Below are 23,007 nucleotides of genomic sequence, written 5' to 3'. Positions count from 1 at the left end.
TCTTTATATATCACAAACTTACTTCTCTATTTTCTTCTTGCTCTTCTTCGCATAAAACTTCTGGAATCTCCAGTAAGAAACTGCACCCAGCAAGGCTACTATAGCCACGGCGTAATAAATAAATGTTGGCGTTATTACTTTATCTCCGCTTGCGTAAGAGTGTAAACCAGCTAAGTAGAAGTTTACTCCAAAATAAGTCATTAAAATACTGGCAAACGATACAACAGCCATAAGGTTAAAGAACCACCTGCTTCGTAATCCCGGCACCAGTCGCATATGTATTACGAAGGCATAAACCATAATACTAATTAAAGCCCAGGTTTCTTTAGGGTCCCAGCCCCAGTAACGTCCCCAGCTTTCATTAGCCCATTGTCCTCCAAGGAAGTTTCCAATGGTTAACATTACCAAACCAACAGTTAAAGCCATTTCAGTAATAATGGTAATCTCTTTTATATTGAGATCCATTTTCTTTTTATTTTTTTCAGTAGTAAAAATCATTAAAAGCAATGCCACTGCCCCCAGAATCATTCCCAGGGTAAACGGGCCGTAACTTCCTACAATTACTGAAACGTGAATCATTAACCAATAAGAATCTAACACAGGCTGGAGGTTTGCTATAGATGGATCCATCCAGTTCCAGTGCGCAATCATCAAAATCATTGAAGTTACAAAGGCTGTAGATGCAATGGTTAAGGTACTTTTTCTTCCAAAAGCCAAACCAAAGAACATTGTGGCCCAGGCTACGTAAATCATAGACTCATAAGCGTCACTCCAGGGTGCGTGTCCAGAAATATACCAGCGGGCAATTAAACCTAAGGTATGTAAAACAAAAAGGACAATTATAACACCGGCGCTTATTTTAACCAGCCAGTCAATAAATTTATTTTCCTTAAAAATCTTTACAATTACAATAACCAGCATAAATAAACCGGCTACCATATACATCCAGAAAAGATTCCTAAAAATATCGTATTTATTATAAGCTATTTCTGCATTAACCTTTTCTTCTGAAGGCAATACTTCGGCCCCGAATTTCTTTTGAAATCCTTTTATACTTTCAAGAAATTGGTTTGCTTTAGAATAATCCCCACTTTCAACTGCATCAGAAAGGGAGGTCATATAAAGCGGAAGAATTTGTTTGGTGTACACCGAATCCATTCCTTTAAAAGCACCTTCTTCATCTTCTAATTCAGGATAAGAAACCCATTTATTATTTTCATGTTCCGGAATCGGGAAAATTCTTAAAATCTTACCCTGAAGCGCACGATATAATAAATTCACTTTTTTATCGGTATTGATAAAATCTTTCTGAAATTTATTAGGTACAGCAGCCTGGTAGGCTTCTTCTAACAGCGGAGAAAGCTTGTAATTCCCCATTTCGTCAAAGAAACTACTAAGGGTAAGGTATTTTTTCCCTTCTTCTACCCCAAGAAGATTATGTAAACTATCGTTATGTTTTTCAACATAAATAATAGGTACATTATACCAAATCATTGGGTTTTGAGTAAGTGAGACTAAAACCTGGTCTGAACTTAAGCCTTCGTAAGAATCAGATTTACTTAATTTCCGAAGCAATTCTGAAGAATACGTATTAGCGGGTTTCATCCTTCCACCGGCATCCTGGATTATAAGTCGGCCAAAATCAGCAGCGTGCTCTTCGCTTATGGCGTTGCTTTTAATAATAGAATCTACTTCTCTTTTGGCCGATTCAGCATGTTCGTGCTCGTCTCCAGGTGTTTGTGCAAACATAGAGCCGGTAGCCATAAAGAAAATAAGCACCGTAGTTAATTTTTTCTTTTTGTCTTTTACTTTTTCAAGCATATCCTTTAGGTTTCCAAAACGGGAACCTTTATCAAACAAGATGAGCATTAATCCTAAATAAAGCAGAAAATAACCTATATAAGTTACCCAGGTACCCCAGAAATCGTGATTTACAGAAAGTACTGTACCGCTTTCATCTGGCATAAAACTGGCCTGGAAGAATCTAAAACCTTTGTGATCTAACACGTGGTTCATATAAATCTCGTAGGGAACATTTTCCTTTCCTTCTTCCACAATTTCAACTTTACTTTTAAATGAAGAATAACTGTTTTCAGTTCCCGGATATCTATTTGCAATAAAATCGTTCAGTTTTAAGGCAAAAGGCAATTCTATCTCTTTACTACCGTAGTTAAGGAATAGTTCCAGGCCGGCGAGTTCTACTTTATGAGGTTCACTGGGAATTCCCTGGCCACCCAAAATAGTAACTGTTTCAGATTCCCCTTCAGAAGTAACTTTTACCGTTAGCGCATCACTCTGGCCGTCGGTTTTTTCTGGGGTTTTTATAATATCATATTTTCCTTTAACCACCGGTTCAGGAATTACAAATTGCATAGCCCCTATATTATAAAGAGAGCGCAGCATTAAGTTTTGGGTAGAATCTTTAACCAAATTCCCTTTCTCCTGGTCGGCCATTCGCATATAATCGCCTTCAAATGGAGAGTTTATAGTGTATTTTCCGGTTTCTTCCTCATACGTTATATTAATCGCTCCCTCGGTAGGTTCATTAAGTGCAAATAAAACATTATGTATGTTTTGAACTTCGCCCTCCTTTAAATAATGATCGTGACGATTACCACCACCAGCTTCTACCAGTTTAAGATGATTCTCTCCATCTTCGGCAGGAACTAATTCTTCTTTAGCACCATAAATAAAATTGGTAGCTTCAATAGTAACAGGTTGCCCATTATAATCTGTATTTAATACGTAGTCATTTTCGGTTTCAGGGGCAAAAAGTACCTGTTCTTCTAAAACCCTTCGGCGAGGTTCGCCGTCTATTTCCCCGTCAATAAATGCGGTAAAATAGGTTTTTTCTGAAAGCATGATATTTGTAGTTTCACCTTCCGTGATAGGCATCACACCTTCATAACTAATATATCGGGTAATAAAGGCACCAACTAAAATTAATACAAACGATAAATGGATTAAAAGTGAAGACCATTTTTCGCGTTTATGAAGGTTATACCGTTTAATATTTCCGGCGAAATTGATCACAAAAAATACCATAATGGCTTCAAACCACCAGGCGTTATATATTAACACTCGTGCGGTTTCTATACTGTACCAACTTTCAATAAATGTTCCGAACGCCAGGGCTATTGCATAGACCACAAATAAGACTGCCATTATACGTGTAGAAAATATGACAGAGGCTATTTTATTCTGCATGAAGTAACTCTTTTAAGCCCGCAAATTTAAGGAATTTTAACGGTTTGGAATAGTAAAAATCAAGACATTCTCCTACCTAAATGTTAATTTTATTGCCCCATTATTTTTAATAATTTAGCCGAATGATAAAAGTGGTAATTTTAGGTGCTGGAAACGTGGCTTCCCATCTATTTATGGTGTTTTCTAAAGCGGAAAACCTCAGGATAATTCAGGTGTATAACCACCGCAAAGAAAAGCTGAAGTATTTTGAAGATCACACCAATACCACAAACAATATCAGCGACTTAAAACCGTCCGATTACTATGTAATCGCTTTAAAAGATGATGTGATTCCTGAAGTTGTCGAAAATCTAAAAGATCGCTCAGGCATAGTTTTACATACATCTGGCGCAGTAAATTTAACTGTGCTGGAGTGTTTAAGTAATTTCGGAGTGTTTTATCCGTTGCAAACTTTTTCAAAAAATAGGCCGGTAGATTTTGCTGAAATCCCGGTTTGCATCGAAGCAAATTCAGCTGAAAATTTAGAAAAAATTAAGAAACTGGCTTTAGAAATTACCAAAGACGTTAGAGAAGTAAATTCTGAACAACGTAAAGCTTTACACCTGGCGGCAGTTTTTGTAAACAATTTCAGCAATCATTTATATACTCTTGGCGCAGAAATTTGCGAAAAAAACCAGGTAGATTTTAGTATTTTAAGACCACTTATTAAAGAAACCGCTTCAAAAATTGAAAGCTTAGCACCAAAAGATGCTCAAACCGGCCCGGCCATAAGAAATGACCAAAAAACGATTGAAGCTCATTTAAGACTTTTACCAAATAAAAATAAAGACATTTACAGCATTTTAACCCAATCTATTCAGGATTTTCATGGAAAAAAATTATAAAGAATATTTAAACCAAATCAACACTTTTGTTTTTGATGTAGACGGTGTGCTTACCGATGGGAGCATTCAAATTAGTACTCAGGGTGAACTTCTTCGTACTATGAATATTAAAGATGGTTATGCTTTAAAAGCAGCTAAAAATGCCGGTTTTACGGTTTGTATAATTTCTGGAGGGAAAAACGAAGGCGTTCGGAAACGTTTAAGAGACCTTGGAATTACAGATATTTATCTTGGCATTCACGATAAAGTGGAAAAAATGGACGAGTTCTTCGATATTTATGAAATTAACGCCGAAGACGTTCTCTATATGGGAGACGATATACCCGATTATTATCCAATGAAACTCGTTGGTTTACCTTGCTGCCCCCAGGATGCGGTAGCCGAAGTAAAAGAAATTTCAAAATATGTTTCTCATAGAAAAGGCGGAAAAGGCTGTGTTAGAGATGTGATTGAGCAGGTGATGAAAGTGCAGGGTAAATGGATTGATAAATAATAAATGAACTGGATTATACTTATTCTCGCCGGACTTTTTGAAGTAGGTTTCGCTTTTTGCCTGGGAAAAATGAAAGTCACCTCGGGAAATACCAGTACCCTTTGGTTTGTTGGCTTTTTAATTTCGCTCACGCTAAGTATGGTTCTCCTTTACAAAGCTACCCAAACGCTACCCATAGGCACTGCTTACGCGGTTTGGACTGGTATTGGAGCTGTGGGCACCGTTTTGCTGGGAATTTTCATCTTTAAGGAACCCGCGCATTTTTGGCGAATCTTTTTCTTAAGCACCTTAATTATTTCCATCATAGGTTTAAAATTTGTTTCTGAATAATTAAATATGATAGCATACCTCAAACTAATTCGGTGGCCTAACCTGGTTTTTATTGCAATCACTTTAATCCTGATTAAATTTTCATTTTTTGAGGAATTTGGCGCTGCAATTACGCTTAGCACTTTTGGGTATGTACTAATTATGCTTGCCACACTTTGTATTGCCGCTTCGGGATACGTGATTAATGATATTTATGATGTACAGGCCGATAAAATTAACAAGCCGGAAAAGCTGATTATAGGCAATAAAATTTCAGAAAAAAAAGCGAATAATTTATTTATAATACTAAATGTTATTGGTGTAGGAATTGGTTTTTACCTGGCTAATTTACTGGGCAAACCCGGGTTTGTTGCGATTTTCATCTTTTCTTCAGCTTTACTCTACCTTTATGCTAGTTATTTAAAGCAAATTCCTGTGCTGGGAAATGTTTTAATTAGCTTGCTTGTTGGCTTTGTGGTGCTTTTGCCTTCGGTTTTTGATCTTTTTCCTGCAATAAATTCACAAAATAAACAGGTTCAATCTTTACTATTTTCAATTTTACTGGATTATGCAATTTTTGCCTTTCTAATAAATTTACTTCGGGAAATAGTAAAAGATCAGGAAGATGTGAAAGGAGATTATAACGCCGGAATACAAACTTTACCTATAATCCTTGGGCATAGCCGCACCAATAAGATCATTTTTGCAATAGGTATTTTACCCGTGGCCGCAATTGTATATTATATTTACAATTATTTATTTGAGAATACTTTCCTGGTAATATATACCCTTATTTTCATACTCGCACCCCTACTCTATTTTCAGGTTAAAATTTGGGAAGCTAAAAAGAAGAAACATTTTTCACACCTAAGCTTATTATTAAAAATAATAATGTTTTTCGGGCTAACTTCTATAGGCTTATATCAGTTTATTCTTGCTTCATAGAATTTACACCTGGTATTCTTTATTCAACAAAAATTTTACAAATAATCTTATCTTACAGGGATTTTAATAAAATAATTATGCTTAAAGAACTTTTAAAGAAGAAAGAAATAATTCTCGCATCGGGCTCTCCAAGACGTCACCAATTTTTTAAAGATTTAAATATTCCTTTTAAAATTGATGCGAGACCGGTAAAAGAGGTATGTCCAGAATACCTTAAAAAAGAAGAAATAACCGATTTTCTCTCACAATTAAAAGCTGAAGCTTTTCAGAAAGAATTAAAAAAAGATCAGATTTTAATTACCAGCGATACCATTGTGTATAACGAAGACAAAGCTATGGGAAAACCTGAAACCACGCTTGAAGCTAAAGAGATGCTTAGATCATTATCTGGTAAAACTCATAGTGTTTTTACTTCGGTATGTTTTACTACGCACAATCATCAATCTACGGTAAACTGCGAAACAAAAGTAACTTTTAAAGAACTTACCAGCGGAGAGATTGATTATTACGTTGAAAATTTTAAACCCTTTGACAAAGCTGGCGGCTATGCCATACAGGAATGGATTGGCTTAATTGGAATTACCAATCTGGAAGGAAGTTATTTTAATGTAGTAGGGCTTCCAACCCATTTAGTTTATAACGAACTAATTGATTTTGCTTCTATTTAAATTATAATTATTTGATTACAAAAGTATTATACTGTATAATATTAAGCTTTAAATTAACTATAAACGAAAAGTAAAATTTTAAATAAGTCTATAATTTTTATTTGAATATAGCTTTTAAAATCTACCTTTATATAAAATTATTAGCACTAAATGTTTGAAGTTTTAACTCAATACAGATCTGAAATTACCTACACGATAATTACTGTATTTGCCTTATTAATCGTTCAGTTTTTATTAAAAAAAGCTGCTCATAGGGTTGGAAAACGAAGTGAAATAGACTTCACCCGAACCCGGTTAATGTTTAAATACATCAATATTCTTATCCTGTTTATTGCGGTTTTTTTATTAGCCATTGCTTGGGGAATGGGACTAACCGAACTTTCTTTAATATTTTCTTCGGTTTTTGCAGTGCTTGGGGTTGCGCTATTTGCTATTTGGTCTATTCTTAGCAATATCACTTCTGGTGTAATTCTTTTCTTTTCATTTCCGTATAAAATTGGAGACAAAATAAAGATTCACGATAAAGATCTACCTATTGAAGCTATTATTGAAGATATAAAGGCTTTTCATTTACACCTCAGAACTTTAGAGGGAGAATTAATAACCTACCCAAATAACTTAATTCTTCAAAAAGCGGTTTCTTTAGTTGCCAAAGATGTTTACCTGGATGGAGATAAAAGCAGTCTTTAAACCATTTAGAAATCTTTTGCTTTCCAAATTTCTGCTGTTATTATTGTAAATTATAAATAGTCCTCACATAATTAAATCACGATTACCGGGTAAAAGCAGTTAATTTTCTATCTTCAGGCGACTAAAGTTTTTATATTTGGATGTCTTATTAATCGCCGTGAAATTTATGCGAAAACTATTTAGTTTACTTTTCTGTTTTTTCCTGTTGAATTTACACGCACAGGAACCCGAAAAATTAAATGCTTCTGAAATATTTCAGAAAATAAAAAAACTGAATTTCCTTGGTTCGGTTTTATACATTGGCGCACACCCCGATGATGAAAACACAAGATTAATTTCCTATTTTTCAAATGAAAAACACACGCGAACAGCATATTTATCCTTAACCCGGGGCGATGGTGGTCAAAACCTAATTGGCCCAGAACTGAGAGAACAATTGGGTTTAATAAGAACCCAGGAATTACTTGCGGCGAGAGAAATAGATGGTGGTGAGCAGTTTTTTACCCGTGCTAACGATTTTGGTTATTCTAAAACCCCGGAAGAAACCCTTGAAATATGGGATAAAGAAAAAGTATTAAGCGATGTGGTTTGGATAATTAGAAATTTTAAACCAGATGTGATTATAAATCGGTTTGATCATCGCACCCCAGGCAGTACACATGGGCATCACACTTCTTCTGCCCTTCTAAGTTTAGAAGCTTTTGATGCTGCTGCTAATCCCAATAAATTTCCAGACCAATTAAATTATACCAACACCCACCAACCAAAACGTGCATATTTTAATACTTCGCCCTGGTTTTATGGCGGTGAAGAAGCTTTTGAAGAAGCCAGTAAAGATAGATTTATAAGTTTTGACACCGGAGTTTATTTTCCGCTACTGGGACTTTCAAATCCCGAAATTTCATCTTTAAGCCGAAGCCAACACCAATCTCAAGGCTTTGGAAGTACTGGGTCCCGTGGTAAACAAATGGAGTATTTAGAACCAATTAAAGGAGATACCATACGCTCGCAAGATGTGTTTGAAGGTATAGATACTTCCTGGAACAAATTAGAAGGTGGTGCTGAAATTAGTAAAATTCTACATCAAGTTGAAGAAAACTACAGTTTTACAAATCCTGCCGCTAGCCTACCCCAACTTCTTGAAGCTTATAAGCTGATCCAGAAATTACCAAATGAACATTGGCGGGAATTAAAAACCAAAGAAATTAAAAATATTATTTACGCCAGCACAGGCTTATTTTTAGAAGCAGTAGCTTCTCAGCCTTCAGCAACTCCAAAAGATAGCGTAACAATTAAACTGGAGGCTATTAACCGAAGTGATTTCCCTGTAATTTTGAGTTCAATAGAATTAAGTCCGAATGACTCTAAAGTTCAACCCGAAACCGAACTAAAAAATAACGAAAACTGGCAAAATAAGATCGCATTAAAGGTTCCGGAAAAAACATCTTATACCACGCCATACTGGTTAGAGGAAGAATCAAAAAACGGAATGTATATTGTAAAAAACCGTGAGCTTATTGGCCTACCCGAAACACCAGGTCTTACTAAAGCAGTTTTTAAGCTCACTTTTAAGGATGTTTCCCTAAACTTTGAAAAACCTATAGTTTATAAATATAATGATGCTGTTTTTGGCGAAACCTATCAACCTTTTGAGGTTATCCCTAAAATTTCTCTCGCTTTTGAAGAAGATGTAATCATTTTTGAAAATGAGGAATCTAAAAAAGTTTCAGTAAAACTTACCTCTGGAAAACCAAATATTCAGGGAGAGGTTAGCCTTACTGCCGGGGATAACTGGAAAATTAAACCAGAAAATCATAAATTTCAGCTTCAGCAAAAAGGGAGTTCAGTAACGGTCACTTTTGAGGTTACACCGCCCAAAGAACAGGAAGAAACTTTTATAATTCCTTCAGCTACAATAAACGGAGAGGAGTTTTCAGAAAAGCTCATCAGTATAGATTACAAACACATTCCTAAACAAAACCTGGTTGTTCCAGCAAAATTAAAAGTTGCAAGACTGGAAATCGAGAAAAAAGGAGATTTAGTAGGGTATATTGAAGGCGCCGGTGATGTTGTTCCAGAAAGCCTTCAGCAAATTGGATATCGGGTGAATAAATTAAATGTGGCTTCAATTTCACAGGCTTCCCTTCAAAAATATGATGCAGTGGTTCTGGGAATTCGTGCATTAAACACCGTAGAAGCCTTAAAATATAAGCAACAGGCTCTTTTTGATTATGTAAAAAATGGCGGCAATCTTATTGTGCAATATAATACCAACCGTGGGTTGGTAACAGAGAATATTTCTCCTTTTCCGCTGGAATTATCTCGAGACAGGGTAACCGATGAAACGGCCGAAGTTAGGTTTTTAGCCGAAGATCACCCTATCTTAAATTTTCCGAATAAAATCACCGAAAAAGATTTTGAAAATTGGGTGCAGGAACGCGGACTTTACTTTCCAGATTCCTGGAGTGAAGATTTTACGCCAATCCTTTCTATGAACGATAAAAATGAAACTCCCAAAAATGGAAGTTTAATGGTTGCAAAATATGGAGAAGGATATTTTATTTATACCGGTTTAAGCTTTTTTAGACAGTTTCCGGTGGGAGTTGCCGGCGCTTACAGGCTTTTTGCTAATATGATTTCAATAGGAAAATAATGAAGAAACCCGAAAAATTTACCTGGAAGAAATCCTACACCTTCGTTCTTTTGGCCAACGCAGCCTACATAATCGTATTTTATTTTATAATGTCTCAATTCACCTAATATGCAATTAATAGACTGGATTGTTCTTCTTGGTACGCTTACTTTTATAGTTACTTACGGCGTTTATAAAACCCGAAATAACAAGGGAGCACAAGATTATATTCGCGGTGGCAGCGAAACCCGTTGGTGGACAATTGGGCTTTCTACAATGGCAACTCAAGCAAGTGCCATCACCTTTCTATCTACACCGGGCCAGGCTTTTCACGATGGGATGGGTTTTGTACAGTTCTATTTTGGGCTACCTATTGCAATGGTAATTATTTGTATGTTTTTTATTCCCATTTATCGAAGACTCAACGTTTATACCGCATACGAATATTTAGAATCAAGATTCGATAGAAAAACCCGAACATTAACTGCAGTCCTGTTTTTAATTCAGCGTGGTCTTGCAGCCGGTTTAACTATTTTTGCCCCTGCAATTATTCTTTCAGCTGTTTTAGGCTGGAACCTCTCTGGTTTAACAGTGCTAATTGGTTCCTTAGTTATTATTTACACGGTTGCCGGCGGTACAAAAGCCGTGAGCGTTACTCATAAGCAGCAAATGGCAGTAATTCTCACGGGAATGTTTGCTGCATTTTTTATTATTCTAAGCTATTTACCCGAAAATATTAATTTTAGCAATGCTCTTGAAATTGCCGGTGCCAGCGGCAAGATGGATATTCTGGATTTCTCTTTCGATTTTGAAAACCGATATACTTTTTGGAGCGGAATTATTGGAGGAAGCTTTTTAGCACTTTCCTATTTTGGAACAGATCAAAGCCAGGTGCAGCGCTATTTGAGTGGAAGATCGGTTAACGAGAGCCGAATGGGAATGATTATGAACGGGATGCTTAAAGTACCATTACAGTTCTTTATTTTGCTTGTAGGTGTCCTGGTTTTTGTATTCTATCAGTTTAACAACGCTCCTTTAAATTTTAATCCCGCAGCCACGGAAACTGTTTTAAATTCCGATTACGGAAATCAATATGAAGATTTAATGCTGGAGCACGATGAGATACAGCAGGAAAAACAGAACCTGCATTTACAATTTGCCGAAAACAATAATTTTACTCCTAAAAATAATTCTACTTATCGCGAAAACCTGGCTACTTTAAATGCTTCAGAAAACGAAACGAGACAAAAAGCAAGGAAATTAATAGACGCATCAGACAAAGATGCCGAGAGCAACGATAAAGATTATGTATTTATTCATTTTATTCTGAATAACCTTCCACGCGGATTAATTGGTTTGTTATTAGCAGTAATCCTATCTGCAGCCATGTCTTCTACCGCTTCCGAATTAAATGCGTTGTCCTCAACAACTTCCATAGATCTATATAAAAGAAGCCGAAAAACCGAAATGTCTGACGAACATTATGTGAAAGCTTCCAAATGGTTTACGCTACTTTGGGGCGCCATTGCCATTGCCTTTGCAAGCTTTGCCAATTTATTTGATAATCTCATCCAGCTGGTAAATATCATCGGTTCTATTTTCTACGGAAATGTTTTGGGAATATTTTTACTGGCATTTTTTATTAAAATTGTAAATAGTAATTCGGTTTTTGTAGCCGCAATTATTACACAAATTATAATAATAATCCTCTATAAATTCGATGTGATGCCTTATTTATGGCTCAATTTAGCAGGATGCTTACTTGTAATCGCACTCGCTCTAATCCTGGAACTATTTATAAAAACTCCGAAACATAAAATTAAAAGAAGCACCTAATTTTCAGTTTAAAATTTGGGTTTTTCAACAAAAATTAACGCTCTAAAATAAATTTTATTTAAGATGAAAAATATAAAATGGGGAATCCTTGGCCTCGGAAAAATTGCCGGAAAATTCGCCACTGCCTTAAAGGATGTTGAAGGCGCCGAACTTTACGCGGTTGCCAGTAGATCTAAAACCAAAGCTGAAACTTTTGCAAAAGAACATGCGGCCACAAAATTATTTTCCAGCTACGAAGAAATGTTAAAAGATGAAGAATTAGATGTGGTTTATATCGCAACCCCACACGTTTTTCATTATGAACAGACCCTTCTTTGTCTTGATCATAAAAAAGCCGTTTTATGCGAAAAACCTTTTGCATTGAACAAAAAGCAGGTGGAAGAAATGATTGCAAAAGCTAAAAAGGAAAAAGTTTTTCTTATGGAGGCGCTGTGGACGCAGTTTCTACCGCATTTTAAGTTTGTAATAGAACAAATTAAGTCTGAAAAATATGGGAAAATCAAAAATCTAAAAGCTGATTTTGGGTTTCCGGCACCGGTAGATTTAGATAAACGCCTTTATAATAAAAACCTGGGTGGCGGTAGCTTACTGGATATTGGCATCTACCCTATCTTTATGGCGATGAGTACTTTGGGAGTTCCAGAGAGAATCCAGGCGAAAGCCAGCTTTCATGATACGGGAGTTGACGAAGACTGTGATATTATTTTTGAATATAAAAATGGTGTAGAGGCAGAATTGGGTAGTTCTATTATAAAACAAACCCCTACCGCAGCAATTATTCAGTTTGAAAAAGCTACGCTTACACTAAACACCAGGTTTCACGAACCTACAAGTATTATTATACAAACACCAGAAGGTGAAGAAACCAAAGAGTTTAAAGTGAATTCTAACGGTTATAATTTTGAAGCGGAACACGTTCAAAAAATGCTACGCGAGGGCAAAACTGGAAGCACCGAAATGACCTTTGAGAAAAGCCTGCAATTAATTGAGCTACTGGATAAAGTTAGAACTAAAATTGGGTTAGAATATTAGTATTTATAACAATTATCAACTTAACGTCATCCTGTCCCGAAGCTTCGGGATTGATTCAGGATCCAGGCGGATTGATTCTGTGATTCTGTAGTCTTTTTCTTAAAAACACAAAAACCTCACAGGTTTCAGAAACCTGTGAGGTTTTTATTCAAATAATATAAAAAACTAAGCTTCCACCTTCTTCGTTGTTTTCACTTCTTCCCCCTCTTCACTTTCAATTTCAGCTAAATAACGTTCAGCATCAAGAGCAGCCATACATCCAGTTCCCGCTGCGGTTACCGCCTGGCGATAAATTTTATCCTGTACATCACCTGAAGCAAAAACTCCCGGGATATTGGTTTTAGTAGATTTACCTTCGGTAATTAAGTACCCGGTATCATCCATCGTTAATTTACCTTTAAAAATATCGGTATTTGGTTTGTGGCCAATGGCGATAAACAACCCGGTAATATCGATTTGTTCTTTTTCGCCAGTTTCTTTATTCAGCATTCTTAGGCCTTCTACTACCTGTTCACCTATTACTTCGTCTACTTCAGTATTAAACCTAACATCAATATTTTTAGTACTGTTTACTCGGTGTTGCATAGCTTTAGATGCACGCATCTGGTCACCTCTTACAAGCATAGTTACTTTGCTGCAAATATTAGCCAAATAGGTAGCTTCTTCTGCGGCGGTATCTCCACCACCAACTATAGCTACATCCTGACCTTTATAGAAAAATCCGTCACAAACGGCACAGGCTGAAACTCCACCGCCACGTAAACGTTGCTCACTAGGCAAGCCAAGGTATTTAGCGGTAGCACCGGTAGAAATAATAATCGTTTCGGCTTCTACCCAGGTTGCGTTATCTACACAAGCTTTGTGAATTCCGCCGGGTTTATCGCTAAATTCAACTTCAGTTACCATCCCAATTCTCACTTCGGTACCAAAACGTTCGGCTTGCTTTTGCAGATCCATCATCATTTTTGGCCCATCTACTCCATCGGCATAACCGGGAAAGTTATCTACTTCGGTTGTTGTAGTTAACTGTCCACCAGGTTCCATTCCTGTATACATAACGGGTTTAAGATCTGCTCTTGCCGCGTAAATTGCTGCAGTATATCCTGCCGGTCCAGATCCTATAATTAAGGTTTTTATTCTTTCTATTTTATCGCTCATTATTTCTTGTTTTTCTGTCTTACAAAAGTAATAACTTTAGTTATAATCTATAGGCCTTACTAATTAAGTTTTCTTATTAGCAAATAATTTGAAGGTATAGATTTCATTCAGGAAATAAAAATTAAGGGCTTCCAAAATTTAACTATACCTTTGTTTAAGAATTCTCTAGCGAAAACCGCGAGATATTCTGGTTTAACTTTTTAATTTCGGGAAGTCCCCGAAGCTTTTAAATCTCGATTATCGAGTAAATGGAACTTACTTTATTTAATATTCTAGATATCCTGGGGACTATAGCCTTTGCTATATCTGGCGCATTGGCTGCTATGGATCGCCGGCTAGACCTCTTTGGTATTTTTATTATTGGCTTTGTAACGGCCATTGGCGGTGGTACACTACGCGATACTTTAATAGGTAACACTCCAGTAACCTGGATGGAAAATACCATCTATATTTACCTAATTGGCGTTGTAACCATTCTTGCCATTATTTTTAGGAACAAAATTAATTATCTAAAAAAATCCCTCTTTCTTTTTGATACCATTGGGCTGGGAGTCTTTACTATTACCGGTGTAGAAATAGGCATTAGAAATGGGCTTGATCCCATTATTTGCATTGCACTTGGTACTATGACGGGTACTTTTGGTGGTGCAATTCGGGATATTCTTTGTAACGAAATTCCCGTAATCTTTAGAAAAGAGATCTACGCCACTGCCTGTATCATGGGCGGACTCGCTTTTGTAATAATGCACGAGCTTGGTATAAATCGTGACATCATTTACCTTACCACCACGCTAATTGTAATTTCAATTAGACTTGTTGTTGTAAAATACCATATTTCCCTTCCCTATTTCTATATTTCTTCGGAAAGTAAAAACTAATTTCTTCCCCGCCGAAACCCAAAAACTATATTAATGCGGAAGTTTCTTCCGAAGCAATCCGTATAAAAAAGTTCCTAAAAGCGAACCTATAAATACGATTAGAATTGGTAAAAATCCTGCACCAATTAAGGTGAAAATTGGTCCCGGACAGGCACCGGCTAACGCCCAACCTAATCCAAATATAATTCCGCCATACATGTAGCGGCTAAAACTTTTTTCTTTTGGTGTAAATGAAATTCGTTCTCCAAAAAAAGATTTCAGGTTCTTACGCTTTATAATTTGAACCCCAATAACTCCTAAAAATAATGCCGAACCTATAATTCCATACATATGAAACGACTGGAACTGGAACATTTCATAAATTCTAAACCACGAAGCGGCTTCAGATTTAAACATTACGATTCCAAAAAATATACCTATCAATAAATATCCTATACTTCTCATTATTTCAATTTAAAATATTAGAGGAAATAATAAATGTACCATCACCAAACCACCGATAAAAAATCCTATAACGGCAATTAAAGAAGGTAATTGCAAATTACTAAGTCCAGAAATAGCGTGTCCAGATGTACAACCACCGGCATAGCGAGCACCAAATCCAATTAAGATTCCGCCTACCAGTAAAATGATAAGCGCTTTAATTCCGCCAACTGCTTCCCAACTATAAATTTCGGTTGGTAGGTAAGCTTCACCGGCGCTATTAAAGCCAAGGTCTTCCAAAATTGTAATGGTATCCGGATTTATTGCTACAGAAAGATCGTTACTTAATAAATTTGCTCCAATAAATCCGCCAATAATCGCTCCTGCAACCACAATAAGATTCCAGCGTTGAGATTTCCAATCGAAATTGAAAAAGTCGGCTTTAGAATCTGCACCGCAGATGGTACACATGGTTCTAAGGTTGGAAGACATTCCAAACTGTTTCCCAATAAAAATTAGTAAAAACATTATTAAAGCTATAAGCGGACCCGATACATACCAGGGCCAGGGCTCAAAAATCCATTCCATAGTTCCTTTTTTTAATGAGGTGCAAATTAACTGTAATTTACGAAGTAAGACAGTAACAAATGTTACAACAAAAGACCTCATAGGTTTTGAAAACCTTTGAGGTTTGAATTATATATTTTAAGGTTTATTTGAAATAAGATTTCAAATTTTCCAATACTTTTTCAGATAAGCGTTTTTGAGTTTCTGCACTCCAACCTGCGCTTTTAGAATAAGAAATTACATGATCTAATGCTTTTGTATCTTTAGAAAGTGAAGCTCCACCATCACCATCAAAAATCCCGAAATTACCTTCAGATTTTATCCAGTTTTCAAAAGCTCCTTCCTCAAAAGGAAGACCCAGCGAAGTATTGATTAAAATTTTTCCCGCACCAAAAGTTTTAAATTCTTCTTTTCCAAGTAGCCTGGTATTCTTTGGAAGATGGAGCGAGATAATTTCTGAAGTTTCCAGCAATTTTTCCAGTTCTAAATATTTGACTCCTTTTTCTTCCCAATCTTTCTTTCTACTTCTGCTGAAATAATAAAGCTCGGCTCCAAGTGGCAATAAAGCTTCGGCCAGAAGTTGCCCGGTGGTACCTAAACCAATAATTCCAATCTTTTTATCGGTAAGTTCCACCGGCATTTCGCTCCATTGATGTTTACCAAATCCGTGCAGTAATCTTATTAATTCAGAAATAATGAATTCTATAACCCCGGGATCGCCATAATCGAAAATACCTTTCAGGGTAATTTCTTGCTTCCTGGCAAAATCTACAGCAACATTAGCCGATTCATCATCATACAGGCTGCAGGCCATTCCAATATATTTAAGATTGCTACATTCTTTTATAACATTTTCAGGGATTTGCGTTTTCCAGGAAACTATTACGGCTTCGGCATCGCCAATTCGATTAATAAGCTCTTCTTCGGTTTCGGGACTATCTTTATAAACATCAACTTTAGCTTCGCTAAATTCCTGAAGTTCATCTATAGCCCAATCTTGCAATTTTGTGTGATCTACACAAACAATTTTATTGAATTTCACTCCCATTCTGGCAGTATTGTTTCATCGTAAACCTGGTTCAATAATATACTGTCTTCGCGAACTCTTGTAGATGTTTCAAATTCCAATTCCAGTTTCTTTCGTTCCAATTTTATATTCGTAGTAGTAATTTTAGTCATACTTTAAATCTTAAATTTTACTCAGTTAAATTAAAAAATCACAAAGGTATGTTGCCGTGTTTTCTTTCCGGTCTAAGTACTTTTTTATTTTCGAGCATACTAAAGCCTTTCAATAATTTTCTACGGGTTTCTTTTGGCATAATTACCTCATCAATAAATCCGCGTTGGGCAGCTTCAAAAGGATTTGCAAAAGTTTCTGCATATTCAGCCTCTTTTTCAGCTAGTTTCGCTTCGCTATCTTCAGCTTCCTGAATTTCTTTTCTGAAAATAATTTCACTGGCACCTTTGGCTCCCATAACCGCAATTTCAGCCGTTGGCCATGCAAAGTTAAGGTCGGCGCCAATGTGTTTAGAATTCATTACATCGTAAGCGCCACCGTAAGCTTTTCTGGTAATTACGGTCACTTTTGGAACCGTGGCTTCGCTTAGTGCATAAAGTAATTTTGCGCCATTTAGAATAATTCCATTCCACTCCTGGTCGGTTCCTGGTAAAAACCCGGGAACATCTACCAAAACTAGCAAAGGAATATTAAAACAATCGCAAAAACGAGTAAATCGAGCTGCTTTTTTAGAGGAATCTACATCTAAAACCCCGGCAAGACTCATTGGTTGATTGGCAACAATCCCAATACTTCTTCCGCCTAAGCGCGCAAAACCAACAATAATATTATCGGCGTAATCTTTATGGATTTCATAAAATGAATCTTCGTCTATGATTCCGCGAATTACCTCGTGCATATCGTAAGGTTTATTAGAACTATCTGGAATCAAAGAATCCAGTTCCTCCCTAATTTCATCACCTAATTCATACGGAAGTTTTTCCGGTGCCTTTTTGTTGTTCTGGGGCATATAACTCACCAGTTTCTTTATATCTTCAAGACAGGCGATATCGTTGAATGAAGTGATATGCGTAACCCCAGATTTTGTAGCGTGTGTAGAAGCGCCACCAAGTTCTTCTGAAGTTACTTCCTCGTTAGTTACCGTTTTCACCACATTTGGCCCGGTTACAAACATATAACTGGTATCCTGAACCATAAGTGTGAAATCTGTCATTGCAGGCGAATAAACAGCACCACCGGCGCAAGGACCCATTATTGCAGAAATTTGCGGAATTACCCCAGATGCTTTTACATTTCTATGAAAAATATCGGCATAACCTCCTAAAGATTTTACGCCTTCCTGAATTCTGGCTCCCCCTGAATCGTTAAGACCAATCATTGGCGCTCCAACTTTTACGGCCAGGTCCATAACTTTACAAATCTTTTCAGCGTGTGTTTCTGAAAGTGAACCTCCAAAAACCGTAAAATCCTGGGCAAAAATATACACCAGTTTTCCGCTTATGGTACCGTAGCCTGTTACGACTCCGTCTCCATAGATCTTTTGATCTTCCATTCCAAAACCGGTAGTTCTATGAGTTACCAGGATGCCAATTTCTTCAAAAGAACCTTCGTCCAGTAAATAATCTACACGTTCCCGGGCGGTAAGTTTCTTTTTTTCGTGTTGCTTCGCTATGCGTTTCTCGCCACCACCAAGATGTGCCTGCTTAATTTTATCGTTTAACTTCTCTATATTCTGACTCATCAATTTATTTTTTACGCGATAATCTAGATTAAATGTTTGAGGTTACTTTTAGTTTATTGGTAACCTCAACTCCTGTTGATCTTTGAGATATTGCTTTAAAGCTACAATAGCCGCTAATTTGGCTTCTTCTTCAATTTCATTTTCAAGTTTCTCAGCGGAATAATATTTTTTTACAAAATGGGTATCAAAATTTCCGCTTCTGAAGGCTTCGTGTTCAAAAACAAATTTTCCAAATGGAAGCGTGGTCATTACGCCCTCAACTTCATATTGCTTTATCGCTTTCAGCATTAATTGAATGGCTTCCTCGCGGGTTTTTCCGTAAGTAATCAATTTTGCCAGCATTGGGTCGTAATAAATAGGAACTTCCATGCTTTCTTCAAAGCCGTTATCTACACGTATATTTTCACCTTTCGGAATACTATATTTATTAAGTGTTCCCACACTCGGCATAAAATTATCCATAGGATCTTCAGCATAAACCCTTAGTTCTACCGCGTGCCCTTTTATTTTTAGATCTTCCTGAAGTAATCTCAGCTTTTCTCCCCTGGCAATTCTAATTTGTTGTTCTACCAGGTCTACGCCTGTAATGTATTCTGTGACGGGATGCTCAACCTGCAAACGCGTATTCATTTCCAGGAAATAGAAATTTTGATCTTCATCGAAAAGAAATTCAACGGTTCCGGCGCCAACATAATCACAGGCCTTTGCTACCTTTACAGCGGCTTTGCCCATTTGTTTTCGAAGTCTTGAATCCAGCACTACCGATGGCGCTTCTTCCACCACTTTTTGGTGCCTACGTTGTACACTGCATTCCCTTTCGAATAGATGAATATAATTCCCGTGAGAATCAGCCAAAACCTGAATCTCAATATGTCTGGGTGAAGAAACATACTTCTCTATAAAAACCGAACCATCACCAAAAGCTGATTCAGCTTCGCTAATAGCACGTTTCATTTGGTCTTCCAAATCCTTTTCCTTTTCAACGATACGCATTCCCTTACCGCCACCACCGGCAGAAGCTTTTATTAAAATAGGAAAACCGATCTCTTTAGCAATTTTCTTCGCTTTTTCTGGATCGGTAATCGCCTCATCAATTCCGGGAACCATTGGAATATCATATTCTTTTACCGCATCTTTTGCGGCAAGTTTGCTCCCCATAATTTTAATGGCTTTAGAACCGGGGCCTATCCAGGTAATACCATTTTTTTCCACATTTTCGGCAAAACCGGCATTTTCACTTAAAAATCCGTAGCCGGGATGAATCCCATCTACATCGAGTTCTTTAGCTACTTCAATAATTTTGTCGCCTTTTAAGTAAGATTCGTTGGATGGGGCTTCGCCTATGCAAACCGCCTCGTCAGCAAACTTTACGTGGGGTGCATTTCTATCAGCTTTAGAAAAAACAGCTACGGTTTTGATCCCCATTTTTTGAATGGTTTTCATTACCCGCAAAGCAATCTCTCCCCTATTGGCTACTAATATTTTCTTCATTTTATTTCTTTTGAATTTTGAATCACTGCAAACTGTTTACTAAAAACTGCCTACTGAATCATTCCATTTCAATTAATAACTGGTTCTTCTCTACGGTTTGCCCGGTTTTTACTGAAACCGATTTCACCACTCCATCTCTGGGAGCGGTAAGTGTATTTTCCATTTTCATAGCTTCTAAAACCAGCAAGTAATCCCCTTCTTTAACTTCAGCACCTTCCTCAACATTAACTTCCAGAATTAACCCCGGCATTGGCGCTTTAATATCGTTTATCATTTGCGCGGTGCCAAGAGAAAGTCCCATTTCTTCAATAAGTAAATCCAACTCATTGGAAATAGCTACATTATAGGTATTAGAATTGATTTTAATATCGTACTTGCGTTGAAGAAAGTTTTCGGTAAGAACCTCAGCCTTAAAACTGCGATTTTCTTTTAATAAATGATAATGTTTAGTGGCAATTTCCTGGGTATCTAAAGCGGTGATCTGGTCTTTGGTAAATTCAAATTCAAATGAATTATTCACCTTAACCTTATATTTTTTTTCCATATTTCGTAGTTTTCAAATCTAATTTGAAGCTTGTGTTGTAAATATAGAAAAAGTTTGGAGCTTTTACTTATGAGGTTTCGAGATTTAGAATCTGGGTATTATCAATCCATTCACAATTAAACATAAAAAAAGCCCTGTTAATTCAATTATCTACAGGGCTTTAAAATATTAACTAATTAATTACGAAAACTCTTTAATCGCTTCACTTAGATCATAAACTTTAGTGTTCTTAAATTTATTTTCAAGAATACTACTTCCTGCAGCAGAACGATATCCTCCGGCGCAATGTACCATAAACGGTTTGTCATCTGGTAATTCATCGGCACGGTTTCTTAGCTCATTCAACGGAATTGCTTTAGCGTCGTTAAAGATCTTCCCTTCTGCAATTTCACTTTCATTTCTAATATCTACAATAGTGTATTTATCTTTATTGGCTTTAAAATCTTCTAAATTGAAATCATCTGAAGATTTTGAAACTTTTTCAGATAAAGTCACTACCCCTTTCATTTGCTTTTCATAACCAATTTTCGCAGTTCTTTCCAGTAAATCGTCAATTTGATCTACGCTTTCAGCAACAAGGTAAAATTCCTCTTCAGGCTCAATAATAGCACCCAGCCAGGTTTCATATTTATCACTTTCTGAACGGGCCATGATATTAATACTATTGGGTAAATGTCCCTTTTTATAAGCATCCCCATCACGAGTATCTACTACAGTAATTCCTTCTTTTTCTACAGAATCTACATAAAGTTTTACCGGAACTTCATACTTCGCTTTTTGAACATTTAAAGCTCCTTTTCGGTTTAACTCTACACTAAAACCAAAATAGGCAGGAATAAAAGGCTGATCCTTTAAAATTTCTTCTACAAACTCCTCTTCGGTTTGATCTTTAAAAGCCCAGTTTCCCTGGCGTTCATTTCCAAGAGTACTTGAAGAAGCATCACTCATATTTTTTCCGCATAGCGAACCTGCACCGTGAGCCGGATAGATTATGGTATCATCTGGCAATTCGTTAAATTTGGTTTGCATGGTATTGTACATTTGCTTCGCCAATTCTACACGTTTTGCTTTCATATTTCCAGCTTTTTCACGTAAATCTGGCCTTCCAACATCGCCTATAAAAAGTGTATCCCCACTAAACATAATGGTTTCACCGTTTTCTTCAGCTATAAATGTTAAACTATCTGGCGAGTGACCGGGAGTATGAATAGCCTTTATACTGGCATCTCCAATTTTTACTTCGTCCCCTTCATCAAATGGAGTATGCGTATATTCTACACCAACATTTTTACTAATATAAACGGTGGATCCTGTCTCCTGCTGAATTTGTAAATGTCCACTCACAAAATCGGCGTGCGGGTGCGTTTCAAAAACTGCTACTATTTTTGCATTATTTTCTTCGGCATATTTATAGTATTGCATAGGGTTACGGCTAGGGTCTACCAGGGCCATCTTTCCATTACTTACAAGTGCGTAAGAATAATGCGCTAAAGGATCGTCTTTAAATTGTTTTATCTTCATTTCTTTAATTCTTTTAAATTATAAACTGTTTATTGTGCGTTCTTTTTTCTAAATGGAAATACCATTTGATTTTTAAAATCTTTAGGAAAATTTTCGTCTCCTTTAAAACCTAATTCTATATCTTTTCCTTCCTGGGGAATATATGCTGTGCCGAATAAATAGTCCCAAATGCTTAGACTTAAACCGAAATTCATTCCATAAGGCCTCTCTTTCGGAAGTTCTTTTGAATGATGCCAGATATGCATTTTAGGGTTATTTAAAAGATAACCAAAAATTCCATAGTTCCAGCCAACATTTGCGTGGTTTAAATGCCCAATAAATACAGCAAACATATGTACTACAAAAAATTGCTGAATTCCAAAACCAATCATCGCCAGCGGAATATACTGCACGATTTTATAAACAATAGTTTCCATAAAATGAAACCTAAATTGTGCCGCAAATCCCATTTCCTTAACGCTGTGGTGTACTTTATGAAATTCCCAAAGCCACGGCTGCTTGTGTAATTGCCGGTGGACATTCCACTGGATAAAGTCTGCAATCACAAACATAATAAGCAACTGTACCCAAACAGGGAAATTTTGTACTTCTATGGCTATAATATTAGTGATTCCAAAAATGCCCAGGAAATCATTAAATAATTCTACTGCAACATTAGAGATCGCGTTATAACCAACTAGCGAAAACAGGAAAAAATTAAATAAAATATAGAACGTATCCAGCCAGAAATCCTTTCGAAATATCTTTTGATCTTTTCTCCAGGGGATTAAAATTTCCAATACCCAAACTAAAAGTGACAATCCAATAAGCCAATAAAAATAATTGGTCCAGGACGGATTGCTAATTTCATTAACCAGGTAATTAAAATAACCTGAAAATGAATTGGCAATTATGTTTAAGTACTTTTCCAACCGGTTAATTAAGTTTTACAAGGCAAAAATATAATAATCCTACGTTTAGGGCAGTAACT

At 36.5% G+C, this 23,007-nt stretch carries 21 protein-coding genes; 10 read left to right on the top strand and 11 right to left on the bottom strand.

Annotated elements, in window-relative coordinates; translation table 11 throughout:
* Positions 1–18 precede the first annotated feature (18 nt).
* Positions 19–3,207 (bottom strand): cytochrome c biogenesis protein CcsA, encoded by a 3,189-nt coding sequence (ccsA, locus tag J0871_RS11145; protein ID WP_243870477.1) that lies wholly within the window; start codon positions 3,205–3,207, stop codon positions 19–21.
* Positions 3,208–3,329: 122 nt separating this feature from the next.
* Between ccsA and J0871_RS11140 the strand changes: the two genes are divergently transcribed.
* The 9 genes from J0871_RS11140 (at position 3,330) to J0871_RS11100 (ending at position 12,696) form a co-directional block, all read left to right on the top strand.
* Positions 3,330–4,091 (top strand): DUF2520 domain-containing protein, encoded by a 762-nt coding sequence (locus J0871_RS11140; RefSeq protein ID WP_208225286.1) that lies wholly within the window; start codon positions 3,330–3,332, stop codon positions 4,089–4,091.
* Positions 4,075–4,584 carry an HAD-IIIA family hydrolase gene (locus J0871_RS11135; RefSeq protein WP_208225285.1) on the top strand — a complete coding sequence of 170 codons (510 nt, stop codon included), beginning with the start codon at positions 4,075–4,077 and terminating at the stop codon, positions 4,582–4,584. The genes J0871_RS11140 and J0871_RS11135 overlap by 17 nt, the downstream gene beginning before the upstream one ends.
* Before the next feature lie 3 nt (positions 4,585–4,587).
* Complete coding sequence (locus J0871_RS11130) at positions 4,588–4,914, top strand: multidrug efflux SMR transporter (protein ID WP_208225284.1); 327 nt, start codon at positions 4,588–4,590, stop codon at positions 4,912–4,914.
* 6 nt (positions 4,915–4,920) lie between these two features.
* The gene (locus J0871_RS11125) at positions 4,921–5,838 is read left to right on the top strand and encodes a geranylgeranylglycerol-phosphate geranylgeranyltransferase (protein WP_208225283.1); all 918 of its coding nucleotides are present in this window, start codon (positions 4,921–4,923) and stop codon (positions 5,836–5,838) included.
* Between the two features lie 77 nt (positions 5,839–5,915).
* Complete coding sequence (locus J0871_RS11120) at positions 5,916–6,506, top strand: Maf-like protein (protein WP_208225282.1); 591 nt, start codon at positions 5,916–5,918, stop codon at positions 6,504–6,506.
* A gap of 150 nt (positions 6,507–6,656) precedes the next feature.
* Positions 6,657–7,196, top strand: a complete 540-nt coding sequence (locus J0871_RS11115) for a mechanosensitive ion channel domain-containing protein (protein WP_075326733.1) — start codon at positions 6,657–6,659, stop codon at positions 7,194–7,196.
* Between the two features lie 166 nt (positions 7,197–7,362).
* The gene (locus J0871_RS11110; RefSeq protein ID WP_208225281.1) at positions 7,363–9,849 is read left to right on the top strand and encodes a PIG-L family deacetylase; all 2,487 of its coding nucleotides are present in this window, start codon (positions 7,363–7,365) and stop codon (positions 9,847–9,849) included.
* Between the two features lie 108 nt (positions 9,850–9,957).
* Positions 9,958–11,664, top strand: a complete 1,707-nt coding sequence (locus tag J0871_RS11105) for a sodium:solute symporter (RefSeq protein ID WP_208225280.1) — start codon at positions 9,958–9,960, stop codon at positions 11,662–11,664.
* Between the two features lie 63 nt (positions 11,665–11,727).
* A complete protein-coding gene (locus J0871_RS11100) occupies positions 11,728–12,696 on the top strand; it encodes a Gfo/Idh/MocA family oxidoreductase (protein WP_208225279.1) in 969 nt (322 codons plus the stop codon).
* Positions 12,697–12,861: 165 nt separating this feature from the next.
* Here J0871_RS11100 and trxB read toward each other — a convergent pair whose 3' ends face one another.
* Positions 12,862–13,854 (bottom strand): thioredoxin-disulfide reductase, encoded by a 993-nt coding sequence (gene trxB / locus J0871_RS11095; RefSeq protein WP_208225278.1) that lies wholly within the window; start codon positions 13,852–13,854, stop codon positions 12,862–12,864.
* A 248-nt stretch (positions 13,855–14,102) separates the two neighbouring features.
* Here trxB and J0871_RS11090 point away from each other — a divergent pair, with 248 nt between their 5' ends.
* The gene (locus J0871_RS11090) at positions 14,103–14,732 is read left to right on the top strand and encodes a trimeric intracellular cation channel family protein (RefSeq protein ID WP_208225277.1); all 630 of its coding nucleotides are present in this window, start codon (positions 14,103–14,105) and stop codon (positions 14,730–14,732) included.
* Positions 14,733–14,762: 30 nt separating this feature from the next.
* Here the strand turns inward: J0871_RS11090 and J0871_RS11085 are convergent, their stop codons facing one another.
* From J0871_RS11085 to J0871_RS11045, 9 genes are all read right to left on the bottom strand, one after another.
* Complete coding sequence (locus J0871_RS11085) at positions 14,763–15,176, bottom strand: DUF6691 family protein (RefSeq protein ID WP_075326727.1); 414 nt, start codon at positions 15,174–15,176, stop codon at positions 14,763–14,765.
* A gap of 9 nt (positions 15,177–15,185) precedes the next feature.
* On the bottom strand, positions 15,186–15,743 hold the full coding sequence (locus tag J0871_RS11080) for a YeeE/YedE thiosulfate transporter family protein (RefSeq protein WP_208225276.1): 558 nt from the start codon (positions 15,741–15,743) through the stop codon (positions 15,186–15,188).
* A 124-nt stretch (positions 15,744–15,867) separates the two neighbouring features.
* The gene (locus tag J0871_RS11075; protein ID WP_243870475.1) at positions 15,868–16,770 is read right to left on the bottom strand and encodes an NAD(P)-dependent oxidoreductase; all 903 of its coding nucleotides are present in this window, start codon (positions 16,768–16,770) and stop codon (positions 15,868–15,870) included.
* Positions 16,761–16,901 (bottom strand): hypothetical protein, encoded by a 141-nt coding sequence (locus J0871_RS11070; protein WP_208225275.1) that lies wholly within the window; start codon positions 16,899–16,901, stop codon positions 16,761–16,763. Before J0871_RS11070 ends, J0871_RS11075 begins: the two co-directional genes overlap by 10 nt.
* A gap of 38 nt (positions 16,902–16,939) precedes the next feature.
* Positions 16,940–18,481, bottom strand: a complete 1,542-nt coding sequence (locus J0871_RS11065) for an acyl-CoA carboxylase subunit beta (protein WP_208225274.1) — start codon at positions 18,479–18,481, stop codon at positions 16,940–16,942.
* A 48-nt stretch (positions 18,482–18,529) separates the two neighbouring features.
* On the bottom strand, positions 18,530–19,972 hold the full coding sequence (accC, locus tag J0871_RS11060; RefSeq protein WP_208225273.1) for an acetyl-CoA carboxylase biotin carboxylase subunit: 1,443 nt from the start codon (positions 19,970–19,972) through the stop codon (positions 18,530–18,532).
* 58 nt (positions 19,973–20,030) lie between these two features.
* Entirely contained in the window at positions 20,031–20,516 is a 486-nt protein-coding gene (locus J0871_RS11055; protein WP_208225272.1) for an acetyl-CoA carboxylase biotin carboxyl carrier protein subunit, read from the bottom strand.
* Between the two features lie 180 nt (positions 20,517–20,696).
* Positions 20,697–22,037, bottom strand: a complete 1,341-nt coding sequence (locus J0871_RS11050; RefSeq protein ID WP_208225271.1) for an MBL fold metallo-hydrolase — start codon at positions 22,035–22,037, stop codon at positions 20,697–20,699.
* 29 nt (positions 22,038–22,066) lie between these two features.
* Positions 22,067–22,948 carry a sterol desaturase family protein gene (locus J0871_RS11045; protein WP_208225270.1) on the bottom strand — a complete coding sequence of 294 codons (882 nt, stop codon included), beginning with the start codon at positions 22,946–22,948 and terminating at the stop codon, positions 22,067–22,069.
* Positions 22,949–23,007: the final 59 nt, after the last annotated feature.

The sequence above is a fragment of the Salegentibacter sp. BDJ18 genome (genome assembly GCF_017579965.1).
In the GTDB taxonomy this organism is placed as follows: Bacteria; Bacteroidota; Bacteroidia; order Flavobacteriales; family Flavobacteriaceae; genus Salegentibacter.
The sequence above is the reverse complement of the archived record's forward strand: the minus strand, read 5'-3'. Positions and strand labels throughout refer to the sequence as shown.